Here is an 18569-nt window from a genome sequence, read left to right as displayed (position 1 = left end):
GAGCGCTCGCAATGAAGAAGTTACGATGACGAACACATTTATCACCCGCGACGGCTCCGGATGGATGCCGGAATATCTCACGGCTATAGACGGCACGACCTGCATCGGCTGCGGCCGCTGTTTCAGAGTCTGCTCTCGCGAGGTCATGCATCTTTACGGCGTCGATGACGCGGGTGAAATCCTCGGCGCCTGCGACGGCGAAGACGACGATTTCGATGGCGAGCTCAATCGCATGATCATGGTCGTCGATCATGCGGGCCGCTGCATTGGCTGCGGGGCCTGCGCCCGCGTCTGCCCGAAGAACTGCCAGACCCATGTTGCGGCCGATCAGGTCGCAGCGTGATCTGAGGAGACAAAACCAGGAGAACGGCGTTGCCCTTTAGAATGTTTTGTCGAGTCCTGGGGGTGGTGCTGTGCAGCACTGCACTGACTGTCTACTTCGCATCTCATTCAATCGGCGCAGTAGTCGTCACGACGATGGCTTGTTCGCTGCTCCTTCAGCTGGCGTACTTCGCAAGCGTGCTCTTTCTGATCTGGCGGTATGGCTGCGTTAGCCGAGTTGGCCAAAGGGCTGAGCATTTCGGAAGTTGCAAGGAAGTTGGATACTTGCCGCCAGACTTTGATGAGGTAACGAATGAATCTGCAGATTTGATCCAGCGCGATAAAATGCTGGCCATATCGCTGCTGCTGCCCTGAGGCGACATGACAAGGTCAGTGCTCAAGCCGGAGAAACTTTGGATCGACGATGAACATTGAGCGATTTTAGAAGGCATACTGAGCTTGAGTTGGGGTATACCGCAATCCGCTCATTTAAGTAACCAGGAGATGCAGTTCTTGAATCCCATACGCATTGGTTCTCTCGCAGGCCGGTTGCGACTCTCAAAGACGAACGAGGCGCTGGAAATCGTAATGGGACTCTTCTGGCGCCGGAAATGCAGATGACGTCAAATCAAAGACGCCTCTAGATGAATCGTGAATGGTTCATTCAGCTCCATCGCGTGTTGCCGGAGAGAAAATGCTGGACATGTTTGGACGCAATCTGGAGTGCGCCCCTCGGACCGGACAGGATGAACAAGCAGAATTGACTTGGAAGCCGGGCTTTCGAAGGATGGAAGGTGACTTATCGCACGCATAGCATCGAGTTCAAACGTCCGGCGAGACGCTGCATGGTCTCGCCAGACGGCACGAACTGCCGCGTAACCTGATCCGTATCTGGGTTCAGAAATACGAGGCCGGCTCCTTCGACGAAGACGTGGCGGCGGCCGACACGATGCAGACCTATGAGGCGCGGATCGCAGCGCTGGAGCGGCTGGTAGGCCGGCAAGCCTTGGAAATTGAGTTTCTAAAGGGGGCTCTGAAAAGCTCACCACGTCCGAGAAGCGGGACTACATCCGTGATCACCGGCCCGGCGGTGTCTCCATCGCTGAAGGATGCCGGCTGATGGGGATCGCGCGATCAACCTACTACGATCAGCCCGAAACCGCCGTGGATGACACAGCGCTCGTCGAGACGATGGGTGAGATCTCCGACGGCTTCGAAGCTTACGGCTATAGCCGCATGCAGGCGGCGCTGCGGCAGCGCGGCATCGTCGTCAACCACAAGAAGGTCAGACGGTTGATGCGCGAGCACGATCTGCAGCCCAGGATCAGGCGGCGCTTCGTCGCCACTACGGACAGCGATCACGAGTTGCCGATCTTCCCGAAACGGGCGAAGAACTTGACACCCGACGGCCCGAACCAGCTCTGGGTGAGCGACACAACATACGTGACGATTGCGGCGAGCTTCGTCTACGTCGCGGTCATTTTGGATGCCTGGTCACGCAAGGTCGTTGGTTACGCCATCGGTCGGTCGATCGACGCGCGCTTGACCGTTGCAGCATTGAAGGCGGCAATCGAACGACGAAAACCCCCGCCGGGCTGCGTCCATCACTCGGATCGGGGCCCAATATGCCGCACTCCTCTACCGCAACGTTCTCGCCGAGCACGATCTTATTGGATCGATGGGCCGGCGCGGCAATCCCTACGATAATGCGAAAGCGGAAAGCTTCATGAAGACGATGAAGGTCGAAGCCGTCTATCCGATAGCCTACGAAACCTTCGCTGACGTCGCTGAGGACCTTCCCCGCTTCATTGATGAGGTTTACAACACCCGCCGCTTGCACTCAGCGCTCGGCTATCTCAGCCCGCAACAGTTCGAGGACCAACACGCCCGGCAGATGGTCAAAACTGCGGCTTGACCCTGTCCGGTCCGAGGGGCGCACTCCAATCCGCTCACATTTGGACCCACGCCCATCGAGAAGCTCGATCGCCTCTCCAGGCATCTGGGGGGCAAAGTGGAAAACGCCAAACGCGAGCACTGCAACTCTGGTCTCGCGTTCGGCGGAAACAAGCTCCGCAAGCTCGAATACATCATCCCCGACGCGATCGCGTCAAACGCCGATACGCTCGTCACCATCGGGGGTGTGCAATCCAACCATACGCGCATGGTCGCCGCGGTCGCCGGCAAGATCGCATGAAATGCCTCCTGGTTCACGAGAGCTGGGTCCCACATGAGGATGCGGTCTACGACCGGGTCGGCAACATTCTCTTGAGCCGGATCATGGGAGCAGAAGTGCGCCTTGTCGACCAAGGCTTCGATATCGGCATCCGCCGCAGTTAAAACAAGCGCTCTGCGAGGTCAAGGGGCGGCAGACCACTATCCGATACGAGCCGGGGCGTCTGTTCACCCGAACGGCGGCCTCGGTTATGTGGGGTTCGCGGAGAAATGCGCGCCCAGGAAAAACAGCTTGGGTTTGCCTCCGATTACATCGTCGTTTGCACGGTCATGGACTCGACGCATGCCGGCATGGTCGTCGGATTTGCCAAGGACGGTCGGCAGCGCAACGTGCTCGGTATCGATGCCTCCGCCACCCCGCCCAAACCAAGGCGCAGGTGCTAAGTATTGCCCGAGATACTGCGAAGCTCGTCAAGTTTGGCATGGAAATCGTCAAGGATGACGTGCTGCTGCTCGAGCGGTACGCTTGTCCCGGTTACGGCCTTCCGTCCGAGGCAACGAAGCAGGCCATCCGCCTGTGTGCGCGGCACGAGCGTATAATACCGATCCCGTCTACGAGGGCAAATCCATGCAACGATGATCGACCTTGTCCAGAAAGGCTTCCTTCCACAGGGATCGAGGGTGCTCTGCGCGCATCTCGGCGGCGGACCGGCCATCAACGGGTACAGCTACACCTTCCGCAACGGCGGACGCTTGACAGATTGCGATTTTGCCGTCGTGCTGTGCCGGCAAAGCGCTCAAAGTTTTCGAAGGTCTTAGCAAGTCGAGGAAGCCAGCTGTTGACTGCCCCCAAGGCGAAGAGGATCCAGTTCATCCGGAATGTCTTAATCGGTAGAGGGAAAAAGCCAAAGGACACCAGAAGGTGCTAGTCAAGAGAGTAGAAAGTCTTTCTTTCATTGGGTTCTGCTAGAGCCCCGTTGCAAACTCTGGACTTTCTGGAGACCGTAGATGTTGGAGTGAGGGCGCTTCAAAGGCGGCTCGGATCGATGGCTTCATCGCAATCCGCCGAAAGCTATACCGTGACCCGGGGCTCGAACTTAACACGATCAAGGCTGATCATACTCCTAAATTTTCGCACGTTGGGGTTGGTATAGAGCTTTGTCTTGACAAAGACGTCAAAGGCCTCGACGTCCTCGACCGCTACGATTAGGACGAAATCGGCGTCGCCCGTCACCATGTAGCACTGAGTTACTTCCTTGGCTGCGCGCATCCCGCGCTTGAAGTCGTCGACAAGGTCCAGACGTTCACGGTCAAGTTCAACCGTCACAACAATGGTAAGCGATTTGCCAAGAGCCTTCGGATCCACGAGTGAGATATCCGCAACGATTACGCCTTCCGCACGCAACTTGTTCACTCGACGCATGCATGAGGCAGCTGAAGAACCGACGAGTTCTGCGAGGTCGGCAAAGGAGTGCCGATTGTCCTTCTGTAGCGCCGTCAGGATCCTTTTGTCTAGGTCGTCCACGCTCTGATGCCCAGCCATACTTGGAGATTTAATATTTACTTCGCAATCTTAACAATTTCATAGTTCTCCGCAACGTTTGTTTCAAACCGCCCACAAAAGTGAAACAAAAAGTATTCATGGTTCCGGCATTGATCAAAAATGCGCTCCTTCCGGATTCAACCCAGATCGGCCGGAAGGGCGTCTCGTAAGCTGACGGCAATTCAAACCCGGGCTTTGTGTGATGCGCCTGGTCAACAGTGGCGTTTTGGCAGCACGCCCCACTCTGCCGTTTCCAGCATGCGCCAGCACATTCCTCATGAAGTGAGGCGTGCCCGTTGAAGAAGTCCGCTTGGGCGAACGGCTTTGAGTTGAGACGGGGTCCGCCTTGGTTTGGCGTGACCCTCAGACCGCTCGTCTTGCTACCGACGGCTCGATCCGGAGCAGCGGAATACCATGCGAAGGAGCTGGTCCAAATATGCGGCTGCCAGCCACTTGAGGTTCACGGCCGGAGCCGTGAGAGTAAGCCTGGATTTTCATATCGGGAAGGCCGCGCACCCTGGAGCACTGACTCCCTTGCCTCAATCCTGCTTCGCGTTAACCTAGGTTCAAAGCCCTGTCTCCGTAGCCTCTTTCCGTTCGCATGGATCCGTCGATTTGAACACGCCAAGAAGCCTCTCTTGGTCTCTTGGAGGTGCTGACGCCACGCCGCGGGACACGATCCGGGTTGCTCCTGGCTTGAGTTAGTCGCAGGTCTGACGGCCGGCGGGCAGCGTTCGACGAAGGCGTGGCGCTCGTGCAGAGTCTTCCGCCCTGCGCGCGGGTGGCCGAGGTGGCACGCAGGCACGGTGCCGCGCGTTGCCAGGTCTATGACTGGCCCGAGCGTCTGATCGGAAGATACGGCTCGTGTTGCCTTAAGGCATGGCGTCGGCCACCGGCTTTGCGGCGCTTGCGATGGAAGAGCCGGCACTGAACAAGGCGGCGGAGGCTTCCATCGAGAGCGTCGTGGGCGACCGGGCGGGGCATGACGTCGATGCCGGGCATCTGTCGCGGGTGATCCGCGATGTACGTGGGGGCCCAATGATCCCGCCGGACTGCCAGATACCACCGTAGACAAAGCAGGATCTCTGAATGCTCAAACCGGTGTCCCTTGAACGTCGCGCCCACCGAAACTCGCTGAGACGTTCCATGCGGCGCCGCCAGCAATCAGGGGTGGAAACCGCCCCGGGTTGATCGGAGGCTCCAACTCCTGAGAAGGTGGAGCCATGACAAGCAAGACGACCAACAAGTTCTCTCCCGAGGTGCGAGCCCGTGCGGTGCGGCTGGTTTTGGATCACGAAGGCGAGCATGCCTCGCGGTGGGCGGCGGTCTCGTCGATCGCCGCTAAGATCGGCTGCACGGCGCAGACGCTGCATGAGTGGGGTGAGGAAGGCCGAGTGCGACAGTGGCGTGCGCGCCGGAGTTCCACGGATGTTGCGACGAAACTCAAGGCTTTGGAACGCGAGAACCGCGAGCTTCGCCAGGCCAACGAGATCCTTCGCAAGGCTTCCGCGTATTTTGCCCAGGCAGAGCTCGACCGCCGGTTCAAGCCATGATCGCGTTCATCGACGGTCACCGCCAGGCGCATCGGGTCGGGGCGATCTGCAAGGTGCTGCCGATCGCCCCGTCGACCTACCACGACCATGTCGCCAAGCGCATCGATCCCTCCCGGCTGTCGGCTAGGGTGAAGCGGGAAGAGGTTTTGAAGGATGAGGTCCAACGCGTGTTCGAGGCTAACTTCCGCGTCTACGGCGTTCGCAAGGTCTGTCGGCAGTTGCAACGCGAGGGCTTCGATGTCGCCCGCTGCACGGTTGCCCGCCAGATGAAGGCCATGGGTCTTGAGGGCATCATCCACGGCAAGCCGATCCGCACCACGGTGAGCGACAAGGCCGCACCTTGCCCTCTCGATCACGTCAATCGCCAGTTCCATGCCCCGGCGCCGAACATGCTGTGGGTCTCCGACTTCACCTGCGTCGCGACCTAGACGGGCTTCGTCTATGTCGCCTTTGTCATCGACACCTATGCGCGAAGGATCGTCGGCTGGCGGATGAGCCGGACGGCGCATGCCAGCTTCGTTCTGGACGCTTTGGAACAGGCTCTCCATGATCGGCGGCCCGTGCAGGGAGGCGGGCTCATCCATCACAGCGATAGAGGCCGCCCAATACGTCTCTATCAGATACACCGAGCGCCTGGCGGAGGCCGGCGTCGAACACTCGGTGGGCAGTGTCGGCGACTCTTAGACAATGCTCTCGCCGAAACGATCAACGGTCTTTACAAGGCCGAGGTGATCCATCGACGCGGACCNAATGCTCTCGCCGAAACGATCAACGGTCTTTACAAGGCCGAGGTGATCCATCGACGCGGACCCTGGCGCTCATTCGAGGCCGTCGAGTTCGCCACGCTCGAATGGGTCGACTGGTTTAACAATGGCCGGCTGCTGGAGCCCATCGGCAACATCCCGCCGGCCGAAGCCTAGGAACGCTACTACGCCATGTTGGATGAACCAGCCATAGCCGCGTGACTCAAACGAAACGGCCTCCGGAAAACCCGGGGCGGTTCAGTGCAACAGATACTACAAGTAATTTCATAGAATCTTTGCAACCGCAAATCGCTGCCAATGGTACGTTCACCTCAAAGTCTGAGGCCAAACAGCCAAGCGCCTAGGTACTTTAAAGTGTCCAAATGAAAAACGACCCGCACTCCGATGATCAAAGTCTCATTTCTTAGCAGCAAATCGAATACAGCGTACCTTAGGGGATGTGATATGCCGATCCAGCATTCCACCTATTCCATCGACTCAGCAGGAAGCAGGGGGAGCATCACGACTACACTTCTGGAAGCCGCCGCCGATGCAGTTTGGAGGCCATACACGTGCCACCAGACGTTCGGAGGCACGGCTGAGCTTATCGCCGAGGATGGACAGCAGCCAGGAATCCATTATGGCGAGGCTCTTTGTTGCGGCACATTCGGCGAGCTGCTCCAAGGCCAGTTGCCGGCCGGCTCCCTTCTTGGCGAACCTCACTTCTTGGTCACGATGCCCATCGCGGTCTTTGCGCGAGCTCACTTTATGCCGATTGCAGGCACACGATCCGTAACCGTTTATCCACCACATAAACTCAAGGCAAAACGACTAGCTGAGAATCTCGTGATTGCTCTCGGTGTCTCAGGAGGAAGCCTCCTTTTGCAATCTGAGCTCCCCGAAGGCAAAGGGCTGGCGAGTTCGTCTGCGGATCTTGTTGCGGCTGCAAGGTCAATCGCCTGCTGCTTCAAGCGCGGAGTCCGGACATCATTGATTGAGAAGCTAATGGCGGAGATAGAGCCATCCGACGGGGTGATGTACCCAGGAGTGGTCGCATATCAGCAGCGAGCATGTAGACTTCTCTCCTTCCTAGGTCAAATGCCGCCGCTTGCAATCGTTGGGATCGATGAAGGAGGGACAATCGAAACCCTCGACTATGATCAACGGCGAGGTGAAATCTCCGCCAGTCATAGAGCAGAATATCACCAATTACTCGACCGCGCGCGGATCGCAATTCCGCGGGGTGATACGGCCACGATAGGCAGAATAGCTACGGCCAGCGCGCTCCTGCATCAGGAGCGGGTCCCAAAGGAGCATCTGAACTCGATGCTGAAAGCCTCCGAGGCCACTGACGCTCTCGGGGTCATAGTCGCGCACAGCGGCACAATGATTGGAATCCTGCTTGATCGAATGGCGGCTGATTTTCCACGGAAGCTTCGGTCCGTGCTCGCCCATGTATCGCAGTTTGACAACTCGCCAAAAATATATCTGACCATGACTGGCTGCCGATGAGGAATATGAACGCCGTTCACAAGCGCCTGCCATTCTCTAGCTATTCTGATGCCTATGCTCTCCCCAGTATTATTAGGTGTGAGACAAACCTTTATGTTGCACAGTTTGCGTTCATGAAGCTTCTCCCTGCGAAGTACATCATTGAGCAAGCGCTGGCTCGAGGAACCTTGAGGCATGGCATGAAAGTTCTCGAGACCTCGAGCGGAACGTTCGCGCTGGGCTTGGCCGTGGTTTGCCGAGAACGTGGCTTCCAGCTGGAAATCTTCACAGACCCAGTGATGGACAAAGGCCTGGAAAACAGGTTGCGCTCCTTGGGAGCCGAAGTGTTCATAATAGCTGAAAAGGCGAAGCAGGGTGGCTATCAAAGAAGCCGCCTCGACGCATTACATGCTAGGATGAAAAAGTGGGGGCACTCCTGTTTTTGGCCCCAGCAATACGAAACACCCGACAACCCCGCAGCGTATAAGTTCTTTGCCGATCAGATATCGGGGATGTTGGGTGCCGACGTAACTTTAGTCGGTTCTGTAGGGTCAGGCGGCTCTACTTGCGGAACGATAGAGCGTCTCCGCGAAAAGGCCCCTGGCGCGCGCCTGGTTGGAGTGGACACCTTCAATAGCGTCATTTTTGGCCAACAGGACGGCGAACGTAAACTGCGAGGGCTGGGGAACAGTCTTGTCCCCAAGAACGTCAAACATGAACTATATGACGAGGTGCATCTCATCTCCGCACAGCTCGCATTTGCTGCAACGCGAACCCTCCACGAGCGGCACGCCGTTTTCGCCGGTCCGACCTCCGGAGCGAGCTACATCGTGGGGCGCTGGCGTGCTCGGCGGTATCCAGAAGAGACCGTAGTCGCCATATGTCCTGATGAAGGCCACCGCTACGTCGAAGCTGCATACGACCGCGAGTGGCTCAAGCAGAACGCATGTGCATACGACAGTGTTCTGCTGGATGCGCCGGCCACCGAAAATCACCCTTCGACTGCCCTCCCACCATGGAACCGATATCCCTGGAAGCGGAAAAGCCGGAAAGCTGTCCTAGACGTCCCGGAGGGCGCGTCATCATGAACCGAGGTAGCTTCCTTTTCGTGGAAAGCAACACAACGGGCACTGGCGAATTATTGATGAAGCGGGCCCGTGTCCTGGGCTTTGAGCCCTATCTCGTTACGCGCAATCCTGCGCGCTATCCTTTTCTTAAGGACTCGGTCGCTGAAGTGATCGAAGCTGAGACCCGCAGCCCGGATGACCTCATCGGGGTCGCCACCAAATTAGGCAGGCTGGCAGGTGTATATTCGTCGTCGGACTATTTTGTGGGAGCAGCGTCACGTGTCGCGACGGCGATAGGGCTGCCAGCAGCGAATCCGGAGGCTATTGCTAATTGCCGGAACAAATGGAAGCAAGCGGCCGAGTTAAAGCGACAATCAATCGCGATCCCTGACACTCGGCTGGCCACATCCATCACAGACGTTGAGGACATTCTTACCCAAGTCACTCTGCCAGTTGTCGTGAAGCCGGTGTCCGGCAGTGGGAGTAGCGGCGTGCGGTTGTGCGACAGTGCAGCAGCCGCGGTCGAGGCGTTTGAGAGTGCAAAGGACGTTTTGGTGGATCAAGTGGATCTGGCCAGTCCCGACATCCTGATCCAGCAGTATGTGCAGGGTAAGGAATACTCCGCAGAGATAGTTGCGTATGATGGGACGCTGCACTGCCTTGGAATTCTTGCCAAGCACAAAGGGCCGGGCCCCTGCTTCGTCGAGGTAGGGCACGATTTCCCGGCCCCGCTTCCAGAGCCATCCCTCCAAGAACTGGCTTATTTTGCCGCTCGCGCGGTATCGGCTCTCGGCTTGGAGTTTGGACCGGCTCACGTTGAGTTCGTGATAGCGGAGTCGGGCCCCGTCATCATTGAGGTCAATCCCAGGCTTGCTGGAGGAATGATTCCAGTCATGCTCTCGCGCGCCTTGGGCACGTCAATCCTTGACATGGTGATTAGACTTTACGCGGGAGAAGGGTTCACGCCTCCACGCGCGAGCGCAAGGGCTGGAGCCATCCGTTTCCGACTTGCTCACATATCCGGGAAGCTTAAACGCCTGGGCTTCTCTCGACATTCAGAGCCAGCAGTGGCCGAAGCGGGTCTTCTGAAATCTGAGGGGCAGGAAGTTCAAATAAATGGCGACTTCAGAGACCGGGTAGCCTACGCTATCGGCTTCGCTGATGAACTCAATGTCGCCGCCGCGGCAGCTGAACGGATGATCGATTCCGTTGTAATCGATATTGAGGCGGCTGCTGGCGAACCGGACAAGCAAGACGCGAGCGAGCGCAGGTGGACCCTGCATCCCGAAGCGATGAAGTTGCTCGCTCCGCCTATCGAAATCACGCGTGATGGTCGCCTTCTGCGTTACCAGGCGGCCATAGACGAAGCACATCTGGTGATGCTTGCGGACCAGGGCTTGGTCAGCGAGGCAGGGGCGGCCGATCTCCTCAAGCACATCGTCGACCTCCAAGATGAGGGCTTTCAGTCTTTGGAGGGCCGCGATGCTCCGCGTGGCCTCTATCTGGCCTACGAGGCCGAACTTGGCGCTAGAGCTGGCCCCGAAATGGCCGGCTGGCTGCACCTTGCGAGGTCCCGCAACGACTTGAACGCGACCATTTCTCTCCTGGCCCTTCGGGAAGCTGCGTGTTCCATCTCGCAACAGATCGGAACTGTACAAGATGCCCTGCTTCAGCGAGTGGATGAGGGATCGAGACTTCTGGCCCCCTTGTACAGTCAGTATCAGATCGCACTCCCCGGATCGCCAGGGCACTACCTCCTTGGCGTCTTCTTCGCTCTGGGGCGCGAGCGCCAGCGCCTCCATTGCCTGTTGGAAGAAATCCGGAACTGCCCTCTGGGGGCTGGCGCCGGCGGAGGCACCAGCGTGCCCATAGATCCCACAAAGACAGCAAATCTGCTGGGATTCGAAATGCCTCCGTTCAACTCACTTGATGCCGTTGCAAGCCGTGACCATCACCTACAAGCGCTTTCGCTATTCGCTGGCGTTTCAATTTTGCTCAGCCGTGTGGCCCAGGACCTGCAAGTTTGGACGACGCGGGAATTCGCACTTATCGACGTTCCTGACGATCTTGCTGGCGGCTCTTCCATGCTGCCGCAAAAAAGGAACCCGTTTCTGCTTGAACACATCAAGGGATCGGCAAGCACCGTGATTGGCGCATACGTTTCTGCAACAACGGCAACCTGCAAAGCACCTTTCAGTAACTCGATCGAGGTGAGCAACTACGGCTGCACTTCATTAGGCCTTGCAGAAGAAGCGCTAAAGCGCGCCCTAGCCCTCACGTCGCTAATCGTGAAGTTCATGTCTTTCAACGAGAGGTCGATGCGCGAAAATTTACAAGACGGATCATCGATGACGGCTGTCGCCGCCGAACGGATGGCATCGCAAGGCGTTCCTTTCAGGAAGGCCCACACACTAGTTGGTGAGATCGCCAGGCGAGCGTCTCTGGATCGCTGCGCCGCGGAGCGCCGAAGCGAGTTGGCCGACCAACTCGCTGATGTGTTGCCGGCGAGTCTTGAAGAGTGCAGGGACGCTCTGCAATTCGGAGGAGGACCCGGAAAAAGATCAACAGACGTCCAGGTTTCTGTAGCAAAAACGCTGTTTCGGGAAATGCAGCTGAAATGTGAGGAGATACGGGAGCGCTGGGCGGGCGCCGAGGTGCATCGCAAACGACGAGTGACAGAACTCGTTGATTGGCAGGAAAGAGCCACTTAAAAAAGAGTTGAATATGTGGCTTTCCTCTCCGGAGGCTAGCATTTCCAAGACGCTGCAGATGCCTGGTTACGGGGGTGCAGGCTCAATCGAACGCCCATAGCCACCGGCATTCTCATCCTGATTGACGCTGCGCTCTCACGTTGATTGTAGCGCCGCACGGGCGTCTGCTACAGTCGCCGAAGGGCCTTTGCGCGCAGTTAGTCAAAGTCGCAGCCTGGCTGTCGCCAGCAACGCTGCACCTCAGCATCAACCACCAATGGCGCCGTCTCTCGCGTCGCAGATGGTCCTGCATCGCGACGACGGGCGACCGCCCGAGAGCGATCGGCGAGCCCGCTCCGGCGCCTCGGACACACCGTCGACCCTAAATCCCCATAGCCCGCCCGCCATCCCGCGGTTCAGTTCAATCAGGCTTCAATGTAGTCGCGACCCGTGAGTGCCCGCCCAATCGCGCCCGCGATTACACAGAACCCTCCAGATTCATAGGGCTCGGCTTCTGCAGGGCCTGACTATGGATGGGGACTGGCAAGTTGATTTGGAGCGCTGGCTAGCACCATTTGTCGCGGCGCTGAGGCATAAGACGAGAGCGCGGATGTGCCCGGCCTATGTGGTGGGATTGGTCGGCCCTGGCGATCGCAAGAGGATGCCGCCGATGGCCTCCCGCGGCTCAGGTGTCAGCTATGACCAACTACACCATTTCATCGCGAGCGGCGTATGGGACGCGGCATCACTGGAGGATGCGCTACTTGCTGAAGCCGATAGCCAAGTTGGCGGTGACCATGCCTGGCTGATCGTGGATGATACCACCTGCCGAAAAAAGGGCGCCACTCGGTCGGCGTAGCACCGCAATATGCGTCGGCGCTTGGCAAGAAACGCCAACTGCCAGACGCTGGTGTCGTTGACGCTGGCATCGGGTGAAGTGCCGGTGATGGTTGGTCTGCGGCTGTTTCTCTCCGAGAGCTGGACAAGCGATCCCGCCCGGCTCGCCCGTGCCCGACGACCATCGTGCTTACAAGACCAACCCCGAGGGGGAAAAAAGAATCCTCAGCCCTCCACCGCAGCCAAGCCCCCGGCCATACGCCAGGCAATCCTCAACGCTCTCGCACAGCCGCCACCAACACGGTGTCCGCACTGCCGCAGACGCGACACTCCGCGCCGCGCTCATGTACTCACTAATCTTCGAGAGCCAGTCTTGGAAGAAGCTTGGCAGGATCCTTTCAAACTAAATTTGCAGAAACTTTACGTTTGCAGGCAGCTTTCGGTGATATCCCCACGGCAAAGTCTGAGGTCAGGAACGGATTAAGAACTGATGCCTGTTCACGCTCAGGTCGCCACACGGCACAACGGAGGGTCAACACCAGTGGCAAGAAGAGCTATTATTTTGATTGAAGGCCACAGGAGTATCGGTTCACTATATTTGAACGCGGCCGAGCGCCTTGGTCTCTGTCCAATTACCCTATCAGCAGATCCAACTCAGTACGACTATCTTGCGGTAGAGGGCATTGAGGCAGTCCGGGTCGATACAAGCAAACTCCATGCGCTGATCCGCGAATGTTGTAGACTGCGTGAGACCTATGAGATCGCTGGCATCACTGGCTTTTCTGGCCTCGACGAGTCCGTCCCGGCAACAATCAGCAAGCTCTGCCGGCATTTCGATCTACCGGGACCGAACCCCGCATCGATTGAACGTTGCCGCGACAAATTCACGCAACATCAGATCCTCGCCCGGGCCGGCGTTCCAATGCCTGCTTATCACTTGGCGGCGAATGCGACCGACGTGAAGAGATCCGCTGCTGAGATAGGTCTGCCGGTTATTGTTAAGCCAGCCGTAGGATCAGGCAGTAGAGGTGTCCGACTATGCCACAACGCCGACGAGCTAACTGAACATACACACTATCTTTTGGGCGAGGACTACATATGGCTCTCTTCACCAAGGATACTGGTCGAAAAGTTCGCACAAGGTCCCCATTATAGCGTTGAGCTAATGGGCAACGAGATCTTTGGAATTGCCGCCGTTGACTTCGGCAACAATTCGCATTTCGTCGGTCTTGAGTACACCTTTCCGGCGGCGCTGACCGCTGATGAGCATAGGCGCATCACGGATGTTTCGCTGAGCTGTTTGCAAGCTCTCGATATTGGCTGGGGACCAACGAACATTGATCTCCGGTGGACGGACAATGGTCCGGTCGTCATTGAAGTCAATCCGCGTCTAGCGGGTGGGACCAGTCCTCAGCTGGTTCAAGCCGCCTGCGGCGTCGATCTCATCAAGGAGCACATCAAGCTTGTCATCGGCTGCGAATGGGATTTGCGCAAAAGGCATTCGCAGATTGCGGCGGCGCGGATCCTGATACCTGATTGCGATGGTACCCTCGATTGGATTGATGGCGACGATGAGGCTGCTGCAGTGCCAAGCGTAACCGAGGTCAAATTGCATGTTGTACCTAAGACGCCAATCGTCAGAAAAGGCGATTTCCGAGACTCTGTTGGATATATCATTGCTGCTTCACCTGACCTCGCGCAGACCCGGTCCATACTTGAGCGTGCCGTCGACTTGATCGATTGGTCAATCACACCTTTTGTGTAAATTGGCGAATAGGAGCAGTCCGGGGCTCACGATGGCCGCACTTGCAGAGGTGGCGCCAAGTAATAGGTGATTGTCGGCGAACACAACTTAGGGTCCGGACCCATAAAAGGGGGGTTCCTCTGACGGCGGGATTGTGATTCACGGGTCTCTGAGGGGGACCACTTCATGATCGCGAATATTTCTGGCTCAGCGATGAGCAGTTTGGGTTGCTTGAACCACATCTGCCGACCGACACCCGAGGCAAGCCGCGCGTCGATGATCGCCGCGTGATCAGCGGCATTATTCATGTGGTGAAGAGCGGCGGACGTGGGCCGACGTTCCGTCGGTCTATGGATCGCGCAAGCCCCTCTACAACCGTTTCCAGCGCTGGTCGGCCAAGGGCGTTTGGAGTGCCATTTTCCTTGCCGACATCGATCTTGGAGTTCTTGCCGCTGGCCTTGAGGTAAGGCCGGTAGGCCGAGTTGCCGACCAGTGGCTTGTCGCCCTTCTTGCGCTGTGCCTCGAGCCGGCGATGATCGCCTGGCGGTCGGCTTGTCCTTCTCGGCCGGCGTCATTGCGACCGACGATGTAGCGGTCGTTACCGATCTTGACCTCTTTGACCCGCAACTGAGTTTCACCGCGCTGGCGCTCGAGAGCGAGCGGAACCATCGGTGCCGCGTCCTTGAGCACGACGTTTGTGGATCATGCTGCTCGAGCGTTCGCGGGCCCGCTAACCTTTTCGAGCGCGGCGATGGCATCGGCGCTGATCATGCCGCGATCGGCGACAACGCAGGCGCGTGTGACGCCGAAGCGCGTTCGCAGGCACCACTGGCAAAAGGACGGTTACGTCAGCGGTGTTGCCGGGCACCATCATCTCGCTGCAGATCGGCCGGCCCTCGGCATAGGTTAGGCCTTGGCGCGGCGCTGCGGTTCGATGAAGCTAACGAGGGCATGGATCTGCCGCTCCATATGGACCCAGAACCGCGCGTGCTCGCCGATAGCGAACTGGCCCGCCCCATCACTGAGGATGACGGTGCCGTCGAGGGTCTTCGCCTGGGTCAGACCGCCCCACAATGCGCCTTCGCTGGCGATGCGGAACGAGTCCAGAGGGCCATCCTTGGGCTCCAGGCGATGGGCGAGTAGATGGGCGTCCCCATGACGCCGCGTCCTCGAACCCGGACGGCTCGCGCCCGGCATGCAGAATATCCGTCGTGATCACCGGCAGCCCGCGCTCTAGCATGTAGGCGCGCGTGAGGCGTTCAGGACCCACCGGGGCGACCCGCCGTGCAGGAGCTGCAGGAAGTTCAGCCGGCCTTCGACTTGGTGGCGTGAACACGGCGAACCGGTCATGCCGATTTGCGTGCACACGCCATTGACCGCGCCATGGCGGGCCCCGGTGTCGTCGACGCTGACCCAACCGGCCGAAGCGGGCCCGGCCGTCAGAACCTGCTTCGCTTCGGCGACGAAGGCGTCGATCTTGCCGGTCAGGATCCGCACGACCTGGCGTTTGGAGATCGACACGCCGAAGTCGCGCAGCAACGCGACGATCCGCTCCACGGTCGATTGAACATGGTGATAAAGCGACAGCGCCAGACGCCGAAGCGCCAATCCGAAGTGCCCCTCGACCCCGTCCGGCAGCGGAGCGCCGGCCATCCGGCCATCCGGCAACCGCCAGCGGTCCCGATGATAGCGGACCACCCGCACCCCGATCGTCAGATCCTGCCCAACGAAGCTTGTCCGCCCCAGAAACCGCGAGCCCGGTGGCGGCTCATAACAAAGACGGCGCTCTTCGGTGACGATCGCCCGGCTCGAGCCACGCCGCTTCGGACCCGTTGCCGCAGGTGAGCTCCGCTTGGACGACTGCTCCATCCCGCTCGGCTTCAGCGTCGGGCGCGGCGGTGGACCTTTCAGACGCCGGATCTCATCCTTCAGAGCCGCATTCTCGGCGCGAAGCCCGGCGACCTCTGCCCGCAACTGCAGGATCATGTCGAGCAGGTCCGCAGGGCGGCCTTCGAGAATCTGGTGGCTCCGCCATGGCCTGACAAAATCACCCCGCCCGCCAAACCGCCACCCCTCTAACCCGATACACCCGAGTCATAACGCCGCGTCAGCCACCGGTTTTGCCCCGCTTACACAGTGTTCGCCATCCGTTCACCTCCAACTGTTCAAGTTGGGTCATGCTCAGAGGGCATTCACTGCTGTCCGGTTAAAATTCTAGTAGCATCTGACTGTCGTCGCGTTCGATTGGCGGTGGGGTCTTGAGGGCGTCGATTGAGCGTCTGTGCATGATGTTGAGACGCGCAAGGCGAGCAAATACCAAGGGCTGTCTGACGGTTTTCTGGGTGGCCTGAGCGGCACGCAGAAGCAGATAGGCGATCAGAGCGACAAAGATCTGGATACGCACGGCGTTCTCGGAGGCGCCGAGGAAGTGGCGTATCTTGAGGTTCTGCTTGATCCACTTGAAGAACAGTTCGATTTGCCAGCGCTCTTTGTAGAGGTCGGCGATCTCTTCAGCTGAAGCATCGAGATCGTTGGTGAGGAGACGGATGATCTTGCCGGTTGCGATACGCACGGTGATCTCGCGCACCGGATCGGCAAAGGGATTGCGGCGCGAGCGGGCCATGCGCTGCGGCAGCAGACCGATGCGATCGGAAAGAATATTGTCGGCTTCGGGCGTTGGTTGCTCGGCGGTCACCTCGAGGTGGGTGTGGGTCTTCAAGCGGGACACAAAGCGGCAGCCCTTGGCGTCGAGCGCGGCCCACCAGGCGAAGTCGTAGTAAGCCAGATCAAACACATAGGTCATGCCCGGCTCGACAGGCATCGCCTTGGCCGGGGTGATGTCGTTGGTCCTCAGGGCGGTGAAGCTTGCCGAGAGTGGAGCGTGGGTGCGCGGGTCGAAGACGATGTGCAGCTTGATCGCACGTGCGCCCTTGATGGTGTTCACCCATCCGCTGCTGAGCGAAGACAGTTGCACCCGTGTGGCATCGAGGATGCGCACGGCATCGGCCAATTGCCGGCGGGTGCCTCGGTTGGCGAGAGCGGCCATGTGGGCGAACAGCTCGGCGTAAAGGCCTGCCGGCCGCCTAGCATTGGCATCGGCCAGTGTCGTCGCGCTACCGGAGATCCACCGACATGATAGAGCCGGGCCGAGTGGCTCATCAGCCCCGCCTCGATCTCGCGCAGGCTTGTTGCCCCAGACAGTTGGCCAAACAACAGCGCCAGGAACTGACCCTTGCTGGTCAGCTGCCCCACCCTGTGATCGGCTTTATGCTTGTCCACAAGCCGATCGAACACGCCCACGGAACATGTTTCAGGAGCGAATGAAAAACGCTATTGTGATGCCGCATGACATTGATCTCCTGCTCGTGTCCCAAACGCCGCGAAACGTCTGAAATCGAGTAGAAATCAATGTCATGCAACCTGTCCAGCCAATTTAACCGGGCAGCAGTGGAGGGCATTCAGGAATTCCAGAAGCCGGTCGTTTGGTCGAAATCGCTCGGCCATGGCGCGTTCGTACGGCTTCAGCTTTGCGAGTGCGGATTCCTTTAGTTCAAGATGTGCATGAAGATAGGCCAGCGTCGTTTCCATCGCCTCATGGCCCAGCCACAGGGCAATGACGCAGCAATCGACGCCCGCCCATAGCAACCCATGGCAGCGCTGTGTCGCAAGACATGGGCGATACCCTTTCCGGCAAATCAGTGGCACGAGCGCAAGGCAGTCTGTAAAGATAATTATACCGCATCCGTAGAGCCAATTAAGCCGCGGAGAGGCATTAGATGGATGATAAACTCCGCTGCAATAGTCATATGGCGGGCATCCGAATGCAGCCTTGCTTCTCACCTACGCCGAACGGCTGCAATATGAAGGATATCTGCGACGCCAGGAGACAAACGAGGCCATTCTGGAATTGTCGAAGCAGGGTGTGCCGATCAAGCAGACAAGAAGCGGCCGTGTGAACCGTTGCGGGTCTGCACGCGCGATGACGATCGCCAGATGCAACTTTCCGCTTCCGGGGCCGCCGATGAGCACGGCATTGCGCTGGTCGGCGACAAAGGTGCCGTTGGCGAGCTCGCGGACAAGGGCCTCGTTGACCGGCGTGTCGGTGAAGTCGAATTCCTCGATCTTCTTGGCGAGCGGCAGCTTGGCGACGATCAGCTGGTATTTGATGGAGCGCGCCTGCTTGCGCCTGGCTCATCGACAAGTGCGTCGCCAGGGCTAAGGCCCACCGCCATGTCGATCAGCCGGACCGCACGAGGCCGGTGCGCGCGGATTGAGTGAGATCGCCCCATTCCATTTGGTGCTAAGCCGACACTACAACCCTACCAAGTCAGCAATTTACCAATAGCTCGCGCGACATATTGCTGAAAGATTTCGCGCCGTTATCGGTCACACGGATGGTCTCACTGAA

At 58.6% G+C, this 18569-nt stretch carries 12 protein-coding genes, 7 pseudogenes and 1 other annotated feature; of the genes and pseudogenes, 13 read left to right on the top strand and 6 right to left on the bottom strand.

Going from position 1 to position 18569, the window contains the following annotated elements; all coding sequences use genetic code 11:
* The first annotated feature begins 25 nt into the window (after positions 1-25).
* The 5 genes and pseudogenes from fdxB to X727_RS01000000165090 all read left to right on the top strand — a co-directional run.
* Complete coding sequence (fdxB, locus tag X727_RS138515) at positions 26-343, top strand: ferredoxin III, nif-specific (protein ID WP_023835153.1); 318 nt, start codon at positions 26-28, stop codon at positions 341-343.
* A 41-nt stretch (positions 344-384) separates the two neighbouring features.
* Positions 385-696 carry an exopolysaccharide production repressor protein gene (locus X727_RS138520; RefSeq protein WP_280806444.1) on the top strand — a complete coding sequence of 104 codons (312 nt, stop codon included), beginning with the start codon at positions 385-387 and terminating at the stop codon, positions 694-696.
* Between the two features lie 693 nt (positions 697-1389).
* A complete protein-coding gene (locus X727_RS01000000165095; protein ID WP_155923617.1) occupies positions 1390-2028 on the top strand; it encodes an IS3 family transposase in 639 nt (212 codons plus the stop codon).
* A 19-nt stretch (positions 2029-2047) separates the two neighbouring features.
* Positions 2048-2236, top strand: coding sequence for an IS3 family transposase (locus X727_RS1000000168145; protein ID WP_245274209.1), 189 nt, complete (start codon positions 2048-2050; stop codon positions 2234-2236).
* A gap of 54 nt (positions 2237-2290) precedes the next feature.
* A pseudogene (locus tag X727_RS01000000165090) lies at positions 2291-3240 on the top strand (1-aminocyclopropane-1-carboxylate deaminase); the annotation flags it as partial.
* A 325-nt stretch (positions 3241-3565) separates the two neighbouring features.
* Here the strand turns inward: X727_RS01000000165090 and X727_RS138525 are convergent.
* Complete coding sequence (locus tag X727_RS138525) at positions 3566-4018, bottom strand: Lrp/AsnC family transcriptional regulator (RefSeq protein WP_023835147.1); 453 nt, start codon at positions 4016-4018, stop codon at positions 3566-3568.
* An 897-nt stretch (positions 4019-4915) separates the two neighbouring features.
* Between X727_RS138525 and X727_RS138530 the strand changes: the two genes are divergently transcribed.
* The 8 genes and pseudogenes from X727_RS138530 to X727_RS1000000167125 form a co-directional block, all read left to right on the top strand.
* Positions 4916-5107: a hypothetical protein gene (locus tag X727_RS138530; protein WP_023835146.1), complete on the top strand. Its 192-nt coding sequence runs from the start codon at positions 4916-4918 to the stop codon at positions 5105-5107.
* A gap of 152 nt (positions 5108-5259) precedes the next feature.
* Positions 5260-6509: pseudogene (locus X727_RS1000000167130) on the top strand (IS3 family transposase).
* Positions 5544-5660 (top strand) — a sequence feature (AL1L pseudoknot). (Overlaps the previous pseudogene by 117 nt.)
* A 288-nt stretch (positions 6510-6797) precedes the next feature.
* Positions 6798-7844, top strand: coding sequence for a hypothetical protein (locus tag X727_RS138540; protein WP_031204714.1), 1047 nt, complete (start codon positions 6798-6800; stop codon positions 7842-7844).
* A gap of 5 nt (positions 7845-7849) precedes the next feature.
* The gene (locus tag X727_RS138545; protein ID WP_031204713.1) at positions 7850-8911 is read left to right on the top strand and encodes a cysteine synthase family protein; all 1062 of its coding nucleotides are present in this window, start codon (positions 7850-7852) and stop codon (positions 8909-8911) included.
* Complete coding sequence (locus tag X727_RS138550) at positions 8908-11601, top strand: lyase family protein (RefSeq protein WP_023835142.1); 2694 nt, start codon at positions 8908-8910, stop codon at positions 11599-11601. The genes X727_RS138545 and X727_RS138550 overlap by 4 nt, the downstream gene beginning before the upstream one ends.
* 508 nt (positions 11602-12109) lie before the next feature.
* Positions 12110-12901 (top strand): annotated as a pseudogene (locus tag X727_RS1000000169195) (transposase).
* A 57-nt stretch (positions 12902-12958) separates the two neighbouring features.
* Positions 12959-14182: an acetyl-CoA carboxylase biotin carboxylase subunit family protein gene (locus tag X727_RS0134645; RefSeq protein ID WP_031204711.1), complete on the top strand. Its 1224-nt coding sequence runs from the start codon at positions 12959-12961 to the stop codon at positions 14180-14182.
* A gap of 206 nt (positions 14183-14388) precedes the next feature.
* Positions 14389-14588: pseudogene (locus X727_RS1000000167125) on the top strand (transposase); the annotation flags it as partial.
* A 479-nt stretch (positions 14589-15067) separates the two neighbouring features.
* Here X727_RS1000000167125 and X727_RS1000000165745 read toward each other — a convergent pair.
* The 5 genes and pseudogenes from X727_RS1000000165745 to X727_RS1000000167110 all read right to left on the bottom strand — a co-directional run.
* Positions 15068-15358, bottom strand: coding sequence for a hypothetical protein (locus X727_RS1000000165745; protein WP_031204710.1), 291 nt, complete (start codon positions 15356-15358; stop codon positions 15068-15070).
* A 36-nt stretch (positions 15359-15394) separates the two neighbouring features.
* Complete coding sequence (locus tag X727_RS01000000165075; RefSeq protein ID WP_050591326.1) at positions 15395-16147, bottom strand: hypothetical protein; 753 nt, start codon at positions 16145-16147, stop codon at positions 15395-15397.
* 220 nt (positions 16148-16367) lie between these two features.
* Positions 16368-17508, bottom strand: a pseudogene (locus tag X727_RS01000000165070) (IS4 family transposase).
* Positions 17509-17572: 64 nt separating this feature from the next.
* Positions 17573-17847: pseudogene (locus tag X727_RS1000000168665) on the bottom strand (tyrosine-type recombinase/integrase); the annotation flags it as partial.
* Between the two features lie 283 nt (positions 17848-18130).
* A pseudogene (locus X727_RS1000000167110) lies at positions 18131-18343 on the bottom strand (ATP-binding protein); the annotation flags it as partial.
* Positions 18344-18569: the final 226 nt, after the last annotated feature.

The organism is Mesorhizobium sp. L103C105A0 (genome assembly GCF_000502215.1).
Classification (GTDB): Bacteria; Pseudomonadota; Alphaproteobacteria; order Rhizobiales; family Rhizobiaceae; genus Mesorhizobium.
The sequence above is the reverse complement of the archived record's forward strand: the minus strand, read 5'-3'. Positions and strand labels throughout refer to the sequence as shown.